The sequence below is a fragment of the Cupriavidus sp. UME77 genome, from assembly GCF_014170355.1.
Lineage (GTDB): Bacteria > Pseudomonadota > Gammaproteobacteria > Burkholderiales > Burkholderiaceae > Cupriavidus > Cupriavidus basilensis.
The window spans coordinates 99,669-117,131 of sequence record NZ_LZZU01000086.1; the positions used below are offsets into that span (position 1 = coordinate 99,669).

General features: G+C 65.3%; 14 protein-coding genes, 1 tRNA gene and 1 pseudogene. 12 read left to right on the top strand and 4 right to left on the bottom strand.

Going from position 1 to position 17,463, the window contains the following annotated elements:
• Nucleotides 1-49: 49 nt before the first annotated feature.
• Both dxs and folE2 read left to right on the top strand, forming a co-directional pair.
• Nucleotides 50-1,960 (top strand): 1-deoxy-D-xylulose-5-phosphate synthase, encoded by a 1,911-nt coding sequence (gene dxs / locus A9975_RS32190; protein WP_183036274.1) that lies wholly within the window; start codon nt 50-52, stop codon nt 1,958-1,960.
• A 248-nt stretch (nt 1,961-2,208) separates the two neighbouring features.
• A complete protein-coding gene (folE2, locus tag A9975_RS32195) occupies nt 2,209-3,012 on the top strand; it encodes a GTP cyclohydrolase FolE2 (RefSeq protein WP_150984189.1) in 804 nt (267 codons plus the stop codon).
• A 65-nt stretch (nt 3,013-3,077) separates the two neighbouring features.
• Here the strand turns inward: folE2 and tsaD are convergent, their stop codons facing one another.
• Nucleotides 3,078-4,118, bottom strand: a complete 1,041-nt coding sequence (gene tsaD, locus A9975_RS32200; protein WP_150984190.1) for a tRNA (adenosine(37)-N6)-threonylcarbamoyltransferase complex transferase subunit TsaD — start codon at nt 4,116-4,118, stop codon at nt 3,078-3,080.
• Nucleotides 4,119-4,302: 184 nt separating this feature from the next.
• Here tsaD and A9975_RS32205 point away from each other — a divergent pair, with 184 nt between their 5' ends.
• From A9975_RS32205 to A9975_RS32230, 6 genes are all read left to right on the top strand, one after another.
• Nucleotides 4,303-5,577 carry an NAD(P)/FAD-dependent oxidoreductase gene (locus A9975_RS32205; RefSeq protein WP_183036275.1) on the top strand — a complete coding sequence of 425 codons (1,275 nt, stop codon included), beginning with the start codon at nt 4,303-4,305 and terminating at the stop codon, nt 5,575-5,577.
• A gap of 110 nt (nt 5,578-5,687) precedes the next feature.
• Nucleotides 5,688-5,900, top strand: coding sequence for a 30S ribosomal protein S21 (gene rpsU, locus A9975_RS32210; protein WP_043348281.1), 213 nt, complete (start codon nt 5,688-5,690; stop codon nt 5,898-5,900).
• A 130-nt stretch (nt 5,901-6,030) separates the two neighbouring features.
• A complete protein-coding gene (locus tag A9975_RS32215; protein WP_183036276.1) occupies nt 6,031-6,480 on the top strand; it encodes a GatB/YqeY domain-containing protein in 450 nt (149 codons plus the stop codon).
• 225 nt (nt 6,481-6,705) lie between these two features.
• Complete coding sequence (gene dnaG / locus A9975_RS32220; protein ID WP_183036277.1) at nt 6,706-8,520, top strand: DNA primase; 1,815 nt, start codon at nt 6,706-6,708, stop codon at nt 8,518-8,520.
• A gap of 486 nt (nt 8,521-9,006) precedes the next feature.
• Entirely contained in the window at nt 9,007-11,283 is a 2,277-nt protein-coding gene (rpoD, locus tag A9975_RS32225) for an RNA polymerase sigma factor RpoD (protein ID WP_183036278.1), read from the top strand.
• A 27-nt stretch (nt 11,284-11,310) separates the two neighbouring features.
• A tRNA-Ile gene (locus tag A9975_RS32230) sits at nt 11,311-11,389 on the top strand.
• Between the two features lie 73 nt (nt 11,390-11,462).
• Here A9975_RS32230 and A9975_RS32235 read toward each other — a convergent pair.
• Nucleotides 11,463-11,825: a hypothetical protein gene (locus A9975_RS32235; protein WP_183036279.1), complete on the bottom strand. Its 363-nt coding sequence runs from the start codon at nt 11,823-11,825 to the stop codon at nt 11,463-11,465.
• A 194-nt stretch (nt 11,826-12,019) separates the two neighbouring features.
• Here A9975_RS32235 and A9975_RS32240 point away from each other — a divergent pair.
• Nucleotides 12,020-12,268 (top strand): annotated as a pseudogene (locus A9975_RS32240) (DUF3455 domain-containing protein); the annotation flags it as partial.
• A gap of 82 nt (nt 12,269-12,350) precedes the next feature.
• On the opposite strand, the gene A9975_RS32245 reads toward A9975_RS32240, so the two are convergent.
• Both A9975_RS32245 and A9975_RS32250 read right to left on the bottom strand, forming a co-directional pair.
• Nucleotides 12,351-12,818 (bottom strand): hypothetical protein, encoded by a 468-nt coding sequence (locus tag A9975_RS32245; protein WP_183036280.1) that lies wholly within the window; start codon nt 12,816-12,818, stop codon nt 12,351-12,353.
• A gap of 62 nt (nt 12,819-12,880) precedes the next feature.
• Complete coding sequence (locus A9975_RS32250) at nt 12,881-13,213, bottom strand: hypothetical protein (protein WP_183036281.1); 333 nt, start codon at nt 13,211-13,213, stop codon at nt 12,881-12,883.
• Nucleotides 13,214-13,539: 326 nt separating this feature from the next.
• Here A9975_RS32250 and A9975_RS32255 point away from each other — a divergent pair, with 326 nt between their 5' ends.
• From A9975_RS32255 to A9975_RS32265, 3 genes are all read left to right on the top strand, one after another.
• A complete protein-coding gene (locus A9975_RS32255; protein WP_183036282.1) occupies nt 13,540-15,177 on the top strand; it encodes a ShlB/FhaC/HecB family hemolysin secretion/activation protein in 1,638 nt (545 codons plus the stop codon).
• A 67-nt stretch (nt 15,178-15,244) separates the two neighbouring features.
• Nucleotides 15,245-17,035, top strand: coding sequence for a DUF2341 domain-containing protein (locus A9975_RS32260; RefSeq protein WP_183036283.1), 1,791 nt, complete (start codon nt 15,245-15,247; stop codon nt 17,033-17,035).
• Nucleotides 17,036-17,050: 15 nt separating this feature from the next.
• Nucleotides 17,051-17,461: a biopolymer transporter ExbD gene (locus tag A9975_RS32265; RefSeq protein WP_006158977.1), complete on the top strand. Its 411-nt coding sequence runs from the start codon at nt 17,051-17,053 to the stop codon at nt 17,459-17,461.
• The last annotated feature ends 2 nt before the right edge of the window (nt 17,462-17,463 follow it).

Here is a 17,463-nt window from a genome sequence, read left to right on the forward strand (position 1 = left end):
AGGAAACACTGACAACCGGGCACAAGAATCCGGCCGCCGAACGGACATCATGACCTACGCACTGCTCAAAACTATTGACGACCCCGCAGCCCTTCGCAGGCTGGACCGCCGCCAGCTCAAGACGCTGGCCGACGAACTCCGCGCCTACGTGCTTGAATCGGTGTCGCAAACCGGCGGCCACCTGTCGTCCAACCTGGGCACGGTCGAGCTGACCATTGCCCTGCACTATGTGTTCAATACGCCGGACGACCGCGTCGTCTGGGACGTGGGGCACCAAAGCTATCCGCACAAGATCCTGACCGGTCGCCGCGACCGCATGCATTCGCTGCGCCAGTGGGGCGGCATCTCGGGCTTCCCGCGCCGCTCGGAAAGCGAGTACGACACCTTCGGCACCGCGCATTCGTCCACCTCCATCTCGGCTGCGCTGGGCATGGCGCTGGGTGCCCGCACGCTGGGCGAGAAACGCGTTTCCATCGCCGTGATCGGCGACGGCGCGATGACCGCCGGCATGGCCTTCGAGGCCATGAACAATGCCGGCGTCTACAAGGACCTGCCGCTGCTGGTGGTGCTCAACGACAACGACATGTCGATCTCGCCGCCGGTGGGCGCGCTCAACAGCCACCTCGCGCGGCTGATGAGCGGCAAGTTCTACGCCGCCACCAAGAAGGGCATCGAGCGTGTGCTGTCGGTCGCCCCGCCGGTGCTCGAGTTCGCCAAGCGCTTTGAGGAACATGCCAAGGGCATGATGGTGCCGGCGACGCTGTTCGAGGAATTCGGCTTCAACTACATCGGCCCGATCGACGGCCATGATCTCGAATCGCTGGTGCCGACGCTGCAGAACATCCGCCAGCGCGCCCTCGAGGGCGGTGGTCCGCAGTTCCTGCACGTGGTCACCAAGAAGGGCCAGGGCTACAAGCTGGCCGAGGCCGACCCGATCCTGTACCACGGCCCCGGCAAGTTCAACCCGGCCGAAGGCATCCGCCCGTCGACCAAGCCCGCCCGCAAGACCTACACGCAGGTGTTCGGCGAATGGCTGTGCGACATGGCCGCCGCCGACCCCAAGCTGGTGGCGGTGACGCCGGCCATGCGCGAAGGCTCCGGCATGGTCGAGTTCGAAAAGCGCTTCCCCAGCCGCTACTACGACGTGGGCATCGCCGAGCAGCACGCCGTGACGTTCGCCGGCGGGCTGGCCTGCGAAGGCCTCAAGCCCGTGCTGGCGATCTACTCCACGTTCCTGCAGCGCGGCTATGACCAGCTGATCCACGACGTGGCGCTGCAGAATCTGCCGGTGGTGTTCGCACTCGACCGCGCTGGCCTGGTCGGCGCCGACGGCGCTACCCACGCGGGCGCCTACGACATCGCGTTCCTGCGTTGCATCCCCAACATGATGGTGATGACGCCGGCCGACGAGAACGAGTGCCGCCAGCTGCTGACCACCGCTTACCAGCAGGATTGCCCGACCGCCGTGCGTTACCCGCGCGGCGCCGGCACGGGTGTGGCGACCGAGGCCGCGCTCACCGCGCTGCCGGTGGGCAAGGGCGAGATGCGCCGCACGGGCGGCGCGCGCGCCGGCCAGCGCGTGGCGTTCCTGGCGTTCGGCTCGATGCTGCATCCGGCGCTGGGTGCGGCCGAGGCGCTCGACGCCTCGGTGGCCAACATGCGCTTCGTCAAGCCGCTCGACGAAGAACTGGTGAAGAAGCTCGCGAGCGAGCATGACTACCTCGTCACCGTCGAAGAAGGCTGCGTGATGGGCGGCGCGGGCAGTGCGGTGCTCGAAGCGCTGGCTGCCGCCGGTATCGCCATGCCGGTGCTGCAGCTCGGCCTGCCTGACCGCTTCGTCGACCATGGCGACCCGGCCTTCCTGCTGTCGCAGTGCGGGCTGGACGCCAAGGGCATCGAGCAATCGGTGCGTGAGCGCTTCAACCTGGCCCAGCCTGCCGTCGCCACCCGCGCGGCCTGAGCCAACGGCGCGCCCGCGGCTTGCGGGCGCGCCGGTTTTCCTGATGGTTTCCCGATGCCATCACCCGTGCGTCCCGTACGGGTATCGCCCCGCTCGTGGGCAGTCAAAGGCAAATTCCCTTAGAATCCCAGGTTCTGTGTTCGCAGCTGCGGGAGGCCATCGGCTTTGCCATCCCCGCGGTTTCACACTCGTTGCGCGGCAAGGTTGACTGCGAAAAATGCCGCGACCGTAGAGGAAACCTGATCGATATGAATGACATCAATCCCGCCTTTGTGATGCCCGACGTGCAGTCGAGCCTCGATACCCGCCAGATCCCCATCCAGCGGGTTGGCGTGAAGGGCGTGCGTTATCCCCTGTCGCTGAAGACGCCGGCCGGCGTACTGGCCACCGTCGGCACCTTCAATCTCGACGTGCACCTGCCTGCCGACCAGAAGGGCACGCACATGTCGCGCTTCGTCGCTTTGCTGGAAGAAGAACGCGAGCCGCTGGAGCTGGCGAGCTTCCGCACGCTGCTCGACAAGATGCTGGTCAAGCTCGAAGCCGAGGCTGGCCGCATCGAAGTCACCTTCCCGTATTTCATCAACAAGACCGCGCCGGTATCCGGCGTGCAATCGTTGATGGACTATGAAGTCACCCTGATCGGCGAAGTGCGCAACGGCGCCACCAAGGTCTTCCTGAAAGCCCTGGTTCCGGTCACCAGCCTGTGCCCGTGCTCGAAGAAGATCTCGCAGTACGGCGCGCACAACCAGCGCTCGCACATCACCATGAACGTCGAACTGGCGGCCGACCTGCCGGTCGAGGCGCTGGTGCGCATGGCCGAGGAAGAAGCCTCGTGCGAGTTGTGGGGCCTGCTCAAGCGCCCGGACGAGAAGTTTGTCACCGAGCGCGCTTACGAGAACCCCAAGTTCGTCGAGGACCTGGTGCGCGATATCGCCATGCGCCTGAATGCGGACGATCGCATCGTGGCCTATGTGCTGGAGGCCGAGAACTTCGAGTCCATCCACAATCACAGCGCCTATGCGGTGATCGAGCGCGACAAGCGCGCGCAGTAAGCCCGCCGTGCCGCAGTAAAAAAGCCACCGTGAGGTGGCTTTTTTACTGCATCGAGGCGTTGGCTTCAGGCGGCGGGGCGCTCCGGCAGCCGGATGTCCGACAGCTCCCAGCGCGGCGTCACGCCGTAGCCGTAGTCGCGCTTGGCCAGCTCCGGCGCGGCTTGCAGCCGCATGGCACCGGCGAAGGCGATCATGGCGCCGTTGTCCGTGCAGAAGGCCAGGTCCGGATAGTAGACCTCGATCTTCTTCTGCGCGCCAAGCTGGTTCAGCCGCTCGCGCAGCTGCCGGTTGGCGCCCACGCCGCCGGCCACCACCAGGCGCCGGTGCCCGGTCTGCTTGAGGGCGGCCATCGACTTGGCGGCCAGCACGTCGACGATGGCATCGACAAAGGAGCGCGCCAGGTTGGCCCGGTCCTGCTCACACACATTGCCCAGCTTGCGCGTTTGCGTGAGCACAGCGGTTTTCAGGCCGGCGAAGGAGAAATCGAGGGTGCCCGAATGCAGCATCGGACGCGGCAGCGCGTACGTGCCGGGCACGCCGAACTCGGCCAGCCGCGAGACTTCGGGGCCGCCCGGGTAGCTCAGGCCGAGCAGCTTGGCGGTCTTGTCGAACGCTTCGCCGGCGGCATCGTCCAGGGTCTCGCCCAGCAAGGCGTACTCGCCGATGCCGCGCACTTCCATCAGCTGCGTGTGCCCGCCCGAAACCAGCAAGGCAACGAACGGGAATGGCGGCGGATTGGGTGTCAGCAGCGGCGACAGCAGGTGGCCTTCGAGATGGTGCACGCCCAGCATCGGCACGTTCAGCGCGAAGCCCAGGGCGTTGGCCACCGATGCACCCACCAGCAGCGCGCCGGCCAGGCCGGGGCCTTGGGTGAAGGCAATCGCGTTGATGTCGGCGCGGGTGCGGCCAGCTTCGTCGAGCACCTGCTGCAACAGCGGCAGCACGCGGCGGATATGGTCGCGCGAGGCGAGCTCAGGCACGACGCCGCCGTAGTCGCGGTGCATGGCGATCTGCGAATGCAGGGCGTGGGCGAGCAGGCCGGCTTGCGTGTCGTAGAGCGCGAGGCCGGTTTCGTCGCAGGAGGATTCAATGCCGAGGACAAGCATGGGGCAGGCAACGCCGGCATCAAGCGAGGCCGGCAAATCAAGGGGTTGGAGCGGGCTGAAGACCATCGGTCCGGCAGCCGGGCGTGAGGCCAGCAGGGTAGCACAGCGGCGCTGGCCATGCTTTTCGCTACAATCGCCGCTTCTTCCGCAGGCACTGATCAGGCATTCATTGGGCAAGACAGATATGGGCAGCAAGCAGACCGCAGAGACCGGCCAGGCCGGCGCGCGCGCAGGGCGCTTCGACGTGGCGGTGCTTGGCGCCGGGGCCGCAGGCATGATGTGCGCCGCCGTGGCGGGGCAGGGCGGCGCCAGCGTGGTGCTGATCGACCACGCCACCAAGGTGGCGGAGAAAATCCGCATCTCCGGTGGCGGGCGCTGCAATTTCACCAACCTGCAGGCGGGTCCGGCCAATTTCTTGTCGGCTAATCCGCACTTCTGTCGTTCCGCGCTCGCCCGCTATACGCCGCAGGATTTCCTCGCGCTGATGCGCAAGCATGAGATCGACTGGCACGAGAAGCACCGCGGCCAACTCTTCTGCAATGACAGCGCCGAGCAGGTGATCGAGATGCTGCGTGCCGAATGCGGCACGGGCAACGTGCACTGGCGCACGGGTTGCGGCGTGGACGAGGTCAGGCGCGAGGGCGACGATTTCCTGCTGATGACGGCAAGCGGGCCAGTGCGTGCCGGCGCGCTGGTGGTGGCCACAGGCGGCCTGTCCATCCCGAAGATCGGCGCCACCGACATCGGCTACCGCATTGCCCGCCAGTTCGGGCTGGGCGTTGTCGAGACGCGCCCGGCGCTGGTGCCGCTGACGTTCGACGGGCAGGGCTGGGCGCCGTTCGTGCCGCTGGCGGGCGTGTCGATGGAGGTGGACATTGCGACGGGTAGCGGCAAGACAGCTGGCGCCTTCCGCGAGGACTTGCTGTGGACCCATCGCGGCCTGTCCGGCCCGGCCGTGCTGCAGATTTCCAGCTTCTGGCGCCCTGGCACGCCGATCACCATCGACCTGTTCGACGGCAACGACGCCAGTGAATGGCTGCTCGAACAAAAGGGTGGCAGCCGCAAGCACCTGGCCAACCTGCTCGCCGAGCGCCTGCCGGCCCGTCTGGCCGACGCCTGGTGCGCGGCAGCGGGCCTGAACGGCGCGCAGCCGCTGCACGATATGCCGGACAAGGCACTGCGCCGGCTCGGTGCGGCGCTCAATAGCTGGCAACTGGTGCCGGCAGGCACCGAGGGCTACCGCAAGGCCGAGGTCACGCTCGGCGGCGTGGACACGCGCGCGCTGTCGTCGGCGACCATGATGGCGCGCACCGTGCCCAACCTGTATTTCATTGGCGAGGTGGTCGACGTCACCGGATGGCTGGGCGGGTACAACTTCCAGTGGGCGTGGGCATCCGGCGTGGCCGCCGGGCAGGCCGTGGCGGAGAATGCAAGGGCCATGGCGGCGGGGACGGCCTGAGTGTCGTAAGCAGCATGGCGGCAAAAAAACCGCCATACGGGCTTGACAGCGGTTGTGCTACACTTGTAGCTTTCGTAAAACCGCTAACAGCTGCTACTTATTTCAGCAAAATGACCACGATCCACCTTAAAGAAAACGAGCCGTTTGAAGTTGCCATGCGTCGTTTCAAGCGCACCATCGAGAAAAACGGCTTGCTGACTGAATTGCGGGCTCGCGAGTTTTACGAAAAGCCGACGGCGGAGCGCAAGCGCAAGAAGGCTGCCGCCGAAAAGCGCCACTACAAGCGTATCCGCAGCCTGATGCTGCCGAAGAAGATGTACTGAGCGTACCCTTCGCGTTTCGCATCAAAACCCGCTGTGGGCAAGGCTCCGGCGGGTTTTTGCATTGGCGGCCCGACGGCCGGCGTTGCGCCTGGCCGGCACCATCCCGCCCACACTTTCCTGGAATAATGCGATGTCCCTCAAAGCCCGTGTAACCGAAGACATGAAGGCCGCCATGCGTGCCCGCGAGACCGAGCGCCTCGGCACCATCCGCCTGCTGCTGGCTGCCATCAAGCAACGGGAAGTGGACGAGCGCGTCGAGCTCGACGACACCGCCGTGCAGGCCGTGATCGAGAAGCTGATCAAGCAGCGCAAGGACTCCATCTCCCAGTTCACCCAGGCCGGCCGCAACGACCTGGCTGACAAGGAGAGCGCGGAAATCGAAGTGCTCAAGGTCTACATGCCGGCGGCCCTGTCGGATGCGGAAGTGGCCGCCGAAGTGCAGGCCGCGGTCACGGAAACCGGCGCCGCCGGCCCGCAGGACATGGGCAAGGTCATGGCCGTGCTCAAGGCCAAGCTGGCCGGCCGTGCCGACATGACCGCCGTCTCCGGTCTGGTCAAGGCCGCGCTGGCGGGGCGTTGAGCGGGGCGGGGCGCTAGCCGACACCTGGCGGCCGGAGGCCGCGGAGTCTGGCTAAGGGCACTTTTTGCCCGGCACCCCTCGCCGGCGCTGGCTGCAATCCGTTGCGTCTGCACTACAATGTAGTGATAAGAGGCCGGAAAGCGCAGTGCCGGTCACGCACTTCATGAACCAGATATCGCCGCCGCCCGGTTCCACGGGTGGTTCGGCCATAGGACGACAAGCCGGGTGATTCCGCAATCCTTCATTCAGGACCTGCTCAACCGTGTCGACATAGTCGATGTGGTGGGCAAGTACGTGCAGTTGAAGAAGGGCGGCGCCAACTTCATGGGGCTCTGCCCCTTTCACAACGAGAAGTCGCCGTCGTTCACGGTCTCGCCGACCAAGCAGTTCTATCACTGCTTCGGTTGCGCGGCGCATGGCTCGGCCATCGGCTTCCTGATGGAATACTCCGGGCAATCCTACCCGGATGCCGTGCGCGAGTTGGCGCAATCGGTCGGCCTGTCCGTGCCCGAGGAGCGCGACCGGCTGCCGCCGGCCCAGCGCGCCGAAGTGCAGGCGCGCTCGCTGGCGCTGTCCGATGCCATGACCCGCGCGACCGAGTTCTATCGCAAGCAATTGCGCAGCGCGCCGCAGGCGATCCAGTACCTCAAGAGCCGCGGCCTGACTGGCGAGATTGCGGCGCAGTTTGGCCTGGGTTATGCCCCGGACGACTGGCAGGGGCTGGAGTCGGTGTTCGGCAATTACCGCGACGATGCGATCGCCGGGCCGCTGGTGGAAGCCGGCCTGATGATCGAAAGCGCCGAGAAGCGCGACGCCGACGGCAAGCCGCGGCGCTACGATCGCTTCCGGGACCGCATCATGTTTCCCATCCGCAGCACCAAGGGCCAGGTGATCGGCTTTGGCGGGCGGGTGATGGGGCAGGGCGAGCCCAAGTACCTGAATTCGCCGGAAACGCCCCTGTTCAGCAAAGGCACCGAGCTATATGGCCTGTTCGAGGCCCGCCATGCGATCCGGGAAACCGGCTATGTTTTGGTGGTCGAAGGTTATATGGACGTGGTGGCCCTGGCGCAGTTGGGCTTTGCCAACGCCGTGGCCACGCTGGGCACGGCCTGCACGGCGGTGCACGTGCAAAAGCTGTTGCGCCAGACCGATGCCGTGGTGTTCTCGTTCGACGGCGACGCCGCCGGGCGCCGCGCGGCGCGCCGGGCCCTGGAGGCCTGCCTGCCGTACGTGGCGGACAACAAGACCATCCGCTTCCTGTTCCTGCCCGCCGAGCACGACCCGGACAGCTATGTGCGCGAGCAGGGCACCGACGCGTTTGCCGCGCAGGTGCGCGATGCCATGCCGCTGTCGCGCTTCCTGCTGCAGGTGGTGTCGGAGGGGCAGGAGCTGCGTCAGGCCGAGGGGCGCGCACGCGCCCAGTACGAGGCCAAGCCGCTGCTGCAGTCCATGCCCGCAGGCGGCCTGCGGCTGCAGATCGTGCGCGAGCTGGCCGAGGCCACCGGCACCACGCCGGCCGAAATCGAAGCCGTCTGCGGGCTGGCGAGCGACCCGGCGCGGGTCGGGCGTTTTGCCCAGCCGCGGCCGCGCACCAAGCGCCAGGCCCCCACCGGGCTGGAGCAGCGGGTGCTGCAGTTGCTGATGCGCTACCCGCAGCTGTCGAGCCGGCTCGACGCCGATAGCCGGGCGTTGCTGCTCGAAGACGAGCAGGCCGACGCCGAAGTGCTGGCGCACCTGGTGTCCGCCTGCGACGAGCTGCAGGGCGAGGTGAACTTCGCGGCCTTTAGCGAACATCTCGCGCAGTCGCCGTACGCCGAGGTCTATGCCAATGTGCGCGCCGCGGTACTGCGCGAAGAGATTGATGAGGAACCTGCCGAGCAGGAGTTCGACACCGCCATCGCCAAGCTGCTGGCGGGGCCGTTGCGCCGCGAGCTCGACATGCTCCAGCAGTCGGTGATCATGGGCACTGCGGATGAGCAAGGCAAGAGCCGCATGCGATGGCTGGTCAGCGAGATCAATCGCCGGCGGCAGTTGGGCTGATTTGGGTTGAATCGGGTTGACCGTCCGGTAGGTCGGGCAAGGTGGGTGGTGACAAATAAGTGAGGGCTTGGCGCGGCATGGCTACGCTTAAGCCTTGATTTTTCAGGTGAAAACCTCACCTGTTGGGAAGCCGGCTAATTGCTAGTGCTACAATAGCCGGTTTGGATAGCGAGATCTTTCTCTCCCCTTCTGGTGAAAGTGAGCGTGCCAATGGCAAAGGCCAAAGCAACCGAAAAGGTTTCCACTAAAACTCCCCAATCGGGGAGCGGCAAGGCGTCCGTGAAAACAACGGCGGCTGCGAAGACAGCCACGTCAGTCAAGGCGCCAGCCCAGCCTGTGCCTGCCAAGACAGCTCGGAGCGCCAAGGCGCCCGCAGCGTCCACTTCCACCGGGATCCGCCTATCCGAAGACCTGAAGCCCTCGACTTCGGCACACGAGAGCGGCGATAGCGCCAATACAAGCGGCAAGAACGCCGCATCTGTACCTGTGAAAGGCAAGAGTATTACCGTGGCGAAACAGCAGAATACCGAAGTCGAGAGCAAGAAAGCGGCAGCGACCAGCGCCAAGACCGGAGACGCCAAGCCAGGCGCCGCCGAGCCCGAGGCCACGCCGAATGCCGCAACTTCCGCCCCCGTTGCATCCGAGCGTCCCGCCGCTGCGGCAGTCAAGCCGGAGCCGAAGAAGCGTGGCCGCAAGCCCAAGGCCGGAGCGCAGCACGACGACAGCACACCAGACGACGTGACTGAAGAGCTTTACGAAGACGAGATCCCCGCGGCGGCAACGCCGACCGCCGCGCCCAAGAGCGACAAGCAAAAGGCTCGCGACCGCAAGGCCAAGGAAAAGGCGCTGCTCAAGGAGTTCGCCTCGACGCAGCAGGGTACCGAGGAAGAGCTGGAAGTACGCCGCCAGAAGCTCAAGGCGCTGATCAAGCTCGGCAAGTCGCGCGGCTACCTGACGTACGCGGAAATCAACGATCACCTGCCGGACGACATGGTCGATTCGGAAACGATCGACACGCTGGTCGCCACGCTCAACGACATCGGCATTGCCGTCTACGAACAAGCGCCGGACGCCGAAACGCTGCTGCTCAACGACAACGCACCGTCGGCCACCAGCGAGGAAGAAGCCGAAGAAGAGGCGGAAGCGGCACTTTCAACCGTTGACTCCGAATTCGGCCGCACCACCGACCCCGTGCGCATGTACATGCGCGAGATGGGCACGGTGGAGCTGCTGACGCGCGAAGGCGAAATCGAGATCGCCAAGCGCATCGAGGCCGGCCTGAAAGACATGGTGATGGCGATCTCCGCCTGCCCGGTCACGATCTCCGAGATCCTGGCCTTGGCCGAGCGCGTTGCCAACGATGAAATCAAGATCGACGAGTTCGTCGACGGCCTGATCGACCCGAACGCCGCGGACGTGCCCGTGGCCCCGCCGGCTCCGGCCGTGGTGGCGGCTGCCGAGGAAGACGAGCTGGAGTCTGACGGCGAAGAGTCCGACGAGGACGAGGATGACGATGCCGGCGGCCTGGCTGCCTCGGCACGCCAGCTCGAAGAACTGAAGCTGGCCGCGCTGGAAAAATTCCGCGTGATCGCCGAGCAGTTCGACAAGATGCGCCGCTCGTTCGAGAAGGAAGGCTACAAGTCCAAGTCCTACGTCAAGGCCCAGGAAGCCATCCTGAACGAGCTGATGAGCATCCGCTTCACCGCTCGCAACGTCGAACGCCTGTGCGACACGCTGCGTGGCCAGGTGGACGAGGTGCGCAAGCTCGAGCGCTCCATCCTGAAGATCGTGGTGGACAAGTGCGGCATGCCGCGTGCGGATTTCGTCGCCCGTTTCCCGGGCAATGAGACCAACCTCGAGTGGATCGACACGATTATCAAAGACGGCAAGTCGTACAGCACTATCGTCGAGCGTAATGTGCCGGCCGTGCGCGAGCTGCAGCAAAAGCTGATCGACCTGCAGATGCGCGTGGTGCTGCCGCTCAAGGAGCTCAAGGAAGTCAACCGCAAGATGAGCGAGGGCGAGAAGCGCGCCCGCGAAGCCAAGCGCGAGATGACCGAGGCCAACCTGCGCCTGGTGATCTCGATCGCCAAGAAGTACACCAACCGCGGCCTGCAGTTCCTCGACCTGATCCAGGAAGGCAATATCGGCCTGATGAAGGCGGTGGACAAGTTCGAATACCGCCGCGGCTACAAGTTCTCGACCTACGCGACGTGGTGGATCCGCCAGGCCATCACCCGCTCGATCGCCGATCAGGCGCGCACCATCCGTATCCCGGTGCACATGATCGAAACGATCAACAAGATGAACCGCATCTCGCGCCAGATCCTGCAGGAAACCGGCAACGAGCCGGATCCGGCAACGCTGGCCGAGAAGATGGAGATGCCGGAAGACAAGATCCGCAAGATCATGAAGATCGCGAAGGAACCGATCTCCATGGAAACGCCGATCGGTGACGACGACGACTCCCATCTTGGCGACTTCATCGAAGACACCAACACGCTGGCCCCGGCCGAAGCGGCGCTGCACGGCTCCATGCGCGACGTCGTCAAGGACGTGCTGGATTCGCTCACGCCACGCGAAGCCAAGGTGCTGCGCATGCGTTTCGGCATCGAGATGAGCACGGACCACACGCTGGAAGAAGTCGGCAAGCAGTTCGACGTCACCCGTGAGCGGATCCGTCAAATAGAAGCCAAGGCATTGCGCAAGCTGCGTCACCCGAGCCGCTCGGATAAGCTAAAGAGTTTCCTTGAAGGCAGTTGATCGGTATCATGCCGGTCTGACTTTCCAGGGCCTCTAGCTCATGCCTGGTTAGAGCAGCGGACTCATAATCCGTTGGTGCCGTGTTCGACTCACGGGAGGCCCACCATTGTTGAAAAAGCCCCGCAGGAATCTGCGGGGCTTTTTCTTTGCCGCGTCGGACTTAAGCTAAGCAGGCTGCGCTATTTGTCCATGCCGGCAGTGGGCGATTTCTTCTGGCTTGGCGCCTTGCCAGCCGGCTTCTTGGTCGAAGCCTTTGAGTCGGTGAGCGCCGAGGCCGTGTTCTGGTTGGCACCCTGGGTGTACGGGTCAAACTTGTCGTTGGCCTTCGCGGTGTCTGGCACGTAACCGTCCTTGTTGGTGGCGCGTTCTGCGTCGGGTACGTAGCCGTCTTTATTGGTCGTGCGCTGAGGGTCCGGCACATAGCCGTCCTTGTTGGTGCTACGCATGTTGTAGTCGTAGCGGTCCGCTGGATTTGCGGGGCCTGCGGCGTAGACGGTAGCAGGCAGGAGAACTGCAATTGCCGTTGCGATAGCGATCTTCATGGATGACTCCTTCCAATCAAAGTCGATGCAAAGCCGATGACCCTCGCGCGCTCAGTTGGCGCAACGGTCCGCCTATTAGCGTAGCCGTCAGGCTTGCAGAATTCCAGTGCTCATTTTGCTGCGCGCTTGTGGTTGAGCCCATGTCTGCTGTTCGCTACTTCAACCGCATCCAGTGACAACGCGCCGGGCCGACCTGGGAGGCGCCGGACGGCAGCAAAGTAACCGGCAACGTACTGCGGCAGGCCGCAAATGCCAGGGCGCCCGACAGCATTGCGCTATTGCTGTTGCAGACGACGAGTTCCGGAGGGGCGGGCTTGCTAGCGGGAGTGCATTACGTTCAGCGCCTGAATACGCAAGGCGGCATTGCGCCCGCTCAAGCCTGCACCGAGGAAGGACAGGAAAGCCGCGTGCCTTATCGCGCGGACTACGTATTTCTCGAATAGACGCGCCTCGCCGAGGCACGCGCGTTCGCTCTGATTGCATAGCCGTCCGCGCTGACCGGGCGAGCCGCGCAGCGCCAGGCCTTCAGAGCTTCTGCACCGCAGCCAGGTCGAATATCTTTACCCAGCGCAACGCTTCCTTGCGGCTTGCCATCGGGATCTGCCAATTGCCTTGCGCCTGGTGTTCGAGATGCAAGGCAAGTATCCATGCGCTGCCGTTCTCCAGTGCGGTGGCACTCGCTATATCCGCAAAAATAAACTTCGCCTGCTGTCCGTCGACATCCAGTGCGCCACGCTTGCGTTCCGGATCCACGCGCATCGTCCCCCATGCGCCCTCCAGCGACAGGATGCGCTCGCCCTTGATCTTGACGCCGTGGATCGCGCGGTAGCGGCGCACCAGGCTAGCGACGAATGCCGCGAGCAGCGCCGCGCAGAACACGACAGCGGCGGTCCCGGCGATCGCGCCATAGGCTGCGGCCACCGTGGCGTACAGGCGGACCGCGCCGTAGATGAGGGCACCGATCAAGGCGAGGCCGGCGATGATGAATGGCACGTCTTTTCCTTTAAAGACACTGCGGTGAATGAACTGGCTTGCGGCTAGTGCGGCTAGTGCGGCTATGGCCGCTGCGGCGTGACCGATGTGCCGAAGGTATTGCCCATGCGGTTGCTGGTCGCCGAGTAGTTGAACAGCCCCAGCGCGTTGGAGGGGCGCTCGACGATGGCCTCGGACGCCAGCTTGCGCTCCGAGGGTGGCTGGCCCGGCGCGGGCTTGGGGCTTAGCTTCTGTGTCAGGCAAGGAAACGACGGGGCCCGCATGCCATTGACTTCGACCTCGACACAGCTCGCCGTGCCTTCCCCCGTCGGTGGGGATGCCTCCGCGGCGAGTAGCGGGCAGGCCGCGCCAAGGCTGCCTACGGCAATCATTACAGCGTTCAGCCATCCGCGCATTTCGTGCTCCGTGTTCATTGATTGCCAACCCCGCCATTGGCGATATGCCTGAAGTGTAGCGCTCCATTCCGAGTAGCGCGGCATGCAATTGCTCTGCGATATCGCCGCCGTTGAGGCGCATCGCCATGCCTCGCGCCCGCACATGAAGCTTTCGTGACAAACGACAGTCGGCGCGCGGGCCGTTCGTCTAACCAATCGTACGCGGCGCTGAAATGATGACCGCTCATCATGGCCTCATCGGATGCGATCGCTTACGACTTGCCTCTGGTCGAGGCGCCGGCGCAAGGGAACGACGGCAATTGTTTCGCAAGGGATTGAGCAAACACATGCATGACAAGAACAAGAACGATGCGTCCGCGCGCTGGAGGGCGCTATGTCTGGCGATGCTAGGACTAGGGACGCAGGGAACCGCGATGGCGCAGGCGCCCGCTGCCACCGAGGCGGCAACGCCTGGCGTGCAGGCCGACGCGGAACGGCGCGTCGACATCAACGAGTACATCGTGCGTGGGAACACGGTGCTGGATGCGCGCGCGATCGAGCGCGCGGTCACGCCTTACCTTGGACCGAAGCGCACCATGAAGGATATCGAGGGCGCGCGCGATGCGCTGCTGGCGGCCTACCAGGCAAAGGGGTTCCAGTCGGTGTACGTGGACTTGCCCGAGCAGCAGGCGGTTGGCGGCGTGGTCTTCCTGCAGGTGAGCGAGACCAAGGTGGGCCGTGTGCGTGTGGTGGGAGCGCAGTACAACTCGCCGGTAGAGGTGCGTGAGCAGGTGCCCGCGCTGGCGGAGGGCGCGGTGCCGGACTTCAACCAGGCGCAGACGGAGCTCACTGCCTTGAACCGGACCGCGAACCGGCAGGTGATGCCGCTGGTCAAGCAGGGCGCGCTGCCAGGCACCATGGACGTTGATCTCAAGGTCGAGGACAGCAGCCCATGGCGGGCGAGCGTGGGCCTGAACAACGACTACAGCGCGGATACCAAGCAACTGCGGGCTACGGCTTCGCTGGGCCACGACAACCTCTGGCAGCTGGGGCACAGCGCCTCGGTCAGCTTCTTTGGCGCCCCGCAGGACCTGAACCAGACCCAGGTGTGGTCCGGCTCGTATGTGGCGCCGCTGCGTGGCACCAACTGGGGCCTCGAGGCTTCCGGCTACAAATCGGACAGCAACGTCGCGACGGTAGGCGGCACCAACGTATTGGGCAAGGGCTATTCGGTTGGCGTGAAGGCCAACTACACCGTGCCGAACACCGGGGCGTGGTGGCACGCGTTCAGCGCGGGCGTGGACTTCAAGGACAACGACGAGGTGACGCGCCTTGGCAGCGCCGGCGATACGGTGCCGCTCAAGTACGCGCCGATCACGCTCGGCTACTCGGGCTTTGGCCAGACGGAGCGCGGCACCTATGGCCTGAACCTGTCGCTGGTCGCGGGCACGCGCAGCTTCCTTGGCTACGGCAGCACCGCGCAGCAATTCGACTACAAGCGCTACAAGGCGTCGCCGAGCTTCATGGTGCTCAAGGGCGATACCAATGGCTCCTACACCTTCGCGGGCAACGCGCAGCTGGGCTGGCGCCTGGCTGCCCAGATCACGGATTCCCCGCTGGTCTCGAACGAGCAGATCGCAGCCGGCGGCATGAACTCGGTGCGCGGCTACCTGTCCGCCGAGACCACCGGGGACTATGGCGTGGTCGGGTCCGTGGAAATGCGCACGCCGCCGCTGGCCTTCTTCACTTCCGTGGTTGAAAACTGGCGCGCTTACCTGTTTGCCGATGCCGGCCAGGTCCGCCTGCGCGATCCGTTGCCCGAGCAGAAGAGCAACGTCTCGCTCGCCTCGGTCGGGGTGGGCACTACGTTTCGCCTCGGCCAGAAGGTCACCGGGCGCCTGGACCTGGGCTATCCGCTCAAGGACGGGCCACGCACGCAGCGTGGCGACCCGCGCGTGAACTTCAGCGTCACCGCCAGTTACTGAGCGCGTGCGGCGCACCGCTTCCAACCTGATACATCGACTCCCGACGAGCTAACCGAGAACCACTGTCATGCGACGCATCCTTTTGCTCGTGCTCACGCTGCTGAGCACACTCCTGCCCGACCTGGCCCATGCCTGGTGGCAGCCCGACTGGGCTTATCGCAAGCCGATCACGATCGACGCCGGCCCCAAGGCCGGCGCGATCGGCGGCGATGCCGGGCGTACCCCGGTGCTGCTGCGCCTGCATACCGGCAACTTCAGCTTCGAAGGCGTGAGCGAGACCGGCGCCGACCTGCGCTTTGTTGCCGCCGACGACAAGACCGTGCTTAACCACCAGATCGAACAGTTCGATCCGCTCTTGGGCATCGCGCTGATCTGGATCGACGTTCCGTCGGTCTCGGCCGCCGGCCCGCAGCAGTTGTGGATGTACTACGGCAACGCCAAGGCACCGGCATCGGGCAACGGCCAGCGGACCTTCGACCCTGACTACACGCTGGTCTACCACTTCGCCGAAGGCAGCGTGCCGGCACGCGACACCACGGCCTACGGCAACCACAGCCAGACCGCCGTGGTGAGCGTCGATGGCACGGTCATCGGCAAGGGCGCGCAGCTCGGCGCCGCCCCGCTGGTGCTGCCGTCGTCGCCGTCGCTGGCGCTGGCCGCGGGCGCGCCGTTCGGCTTTTCCGCCTGGGTACGCCCCGAGAAGCTCGGCCCGCAGCAGGTCGTCTATGCGCGCCGCGATGGCGCGGGCGAACTCGTCATCGGCATCGACCAGGGCGTGCCATTCGTGCAGGTCAATGGCCAGCGCAGCAATCCCGGCCAGCCCGTGCAGGCGGGGCAGTGGTCGCACCTGGCAGTCAAGTCCGATGGCAAGAGCGTGTCGCTGTACGTCGGCGGGCGTCCTGCCGCATCGCTGGCAACCGCCTTGCCGGCGCTGAACACGCCGGCCACGCTCGGTGCCGACGCGGCGGCGGCCAACGCGCCGGCCGCTGCCACCGCGCTGAGCCCGTTCACCGGTGCCATCGATGAAGTGCGCTTGTCCAAGGTCGCGCGCCCGGATGCGCTGATCCTTGCCGACGCCGTATCGCAGGGTGCCGAATCGCGCCTGGCCGTGTTCGGCGCGGACGAGCAGCAGGCCGGCAAGAGCCATTTCGGCTTCATCCTCGCCGCCATGCCGCTGGACGCCTGGATCGTGGTGGGCCTGCTCGGCATCATGATGGCGCTGTCGTGGGCCATCATGATCAGCAAGGGCCGCAGCTACGGCGCCACCTCGCGCGCCAACGCTGCTTTCATGGTGCATTTCCGCGAAGCGGCCGGCGCGCCGCTGGACCAGCTGGCCAAGAGCAACCGCGTACCCGAGGCCGTCAAGGCGGATTCGTCGCTGTGGCGCTTGTATGAAATGGCGGTCGAGGAACTGCAGCGCCGCCATCAGATGGGCTACGACATCAACGCGGTCTCCGACGCGACCATCAGCGCGATCCGCGCGGCCATGGATGGCGTGATGGTGCGCGAGAGCGAGCGCATGGCCAAGCGCATGAACTGGCTGTCGACCACCATCGAGGGCGCGCCGTATGTGGGCCTGTTCGGCACCGTGATCGGGATCATGCTGGTGTTCGTCGTGGCGGCCATGGCCGGCGCGGTGGATATCAACTCGGTGGCACCGGGCATGGCCGCGGCCTTGCTGTGTACCGCCGCCGGGCTGGGCGTCGCGATTCCCGCGCTGTTCGGCTACAACTGGCTGGCCTCGCGTTCGGATTCGATCGGCGCCGACATGGCGGTGTTCGTGGACGAGTTCGCCACGCGCCTGGCCGAAGAGCAGGGCGAGGGACGTCGCGTCCCCGCTGCCCTGCACCGGGCTTAAGGGGAGCGCGCGGCCATGGCATACGCAGCCAAGTTCGGCACCAAGAAGCGCACGGGCGGCATCAACATCACGCCCTTCGTCGACGTGCTGCTGGTGGTGCTGGTGATTTTCATCCTGACCAGCAATGCCAGCATCCCGGGCATCAAGGTGGACCTGCCCAAGGCGAGTTCGTCGGTCGCGCTGGAGAAGCCCAAGACCAAGGCCATCACGATCGACAACGCGGGCCAGGTGTTCCTCGACGCCTATCCGGTGACGCTGCCGGAGCTGGAGGAGCGCTTGCGTACGGAGAAGGCGCTTACGCCGGATTTCCCCGTGATCGTGCGGGGCGACGCCGCCGTGCAGTACGCGAAGGTGGTGGAGGTGCTGGACCTGCTCAGGCGCATCGACCTGAACCAGATCGGCCTCGTCACCGGCAAGCCGGCGTGAGG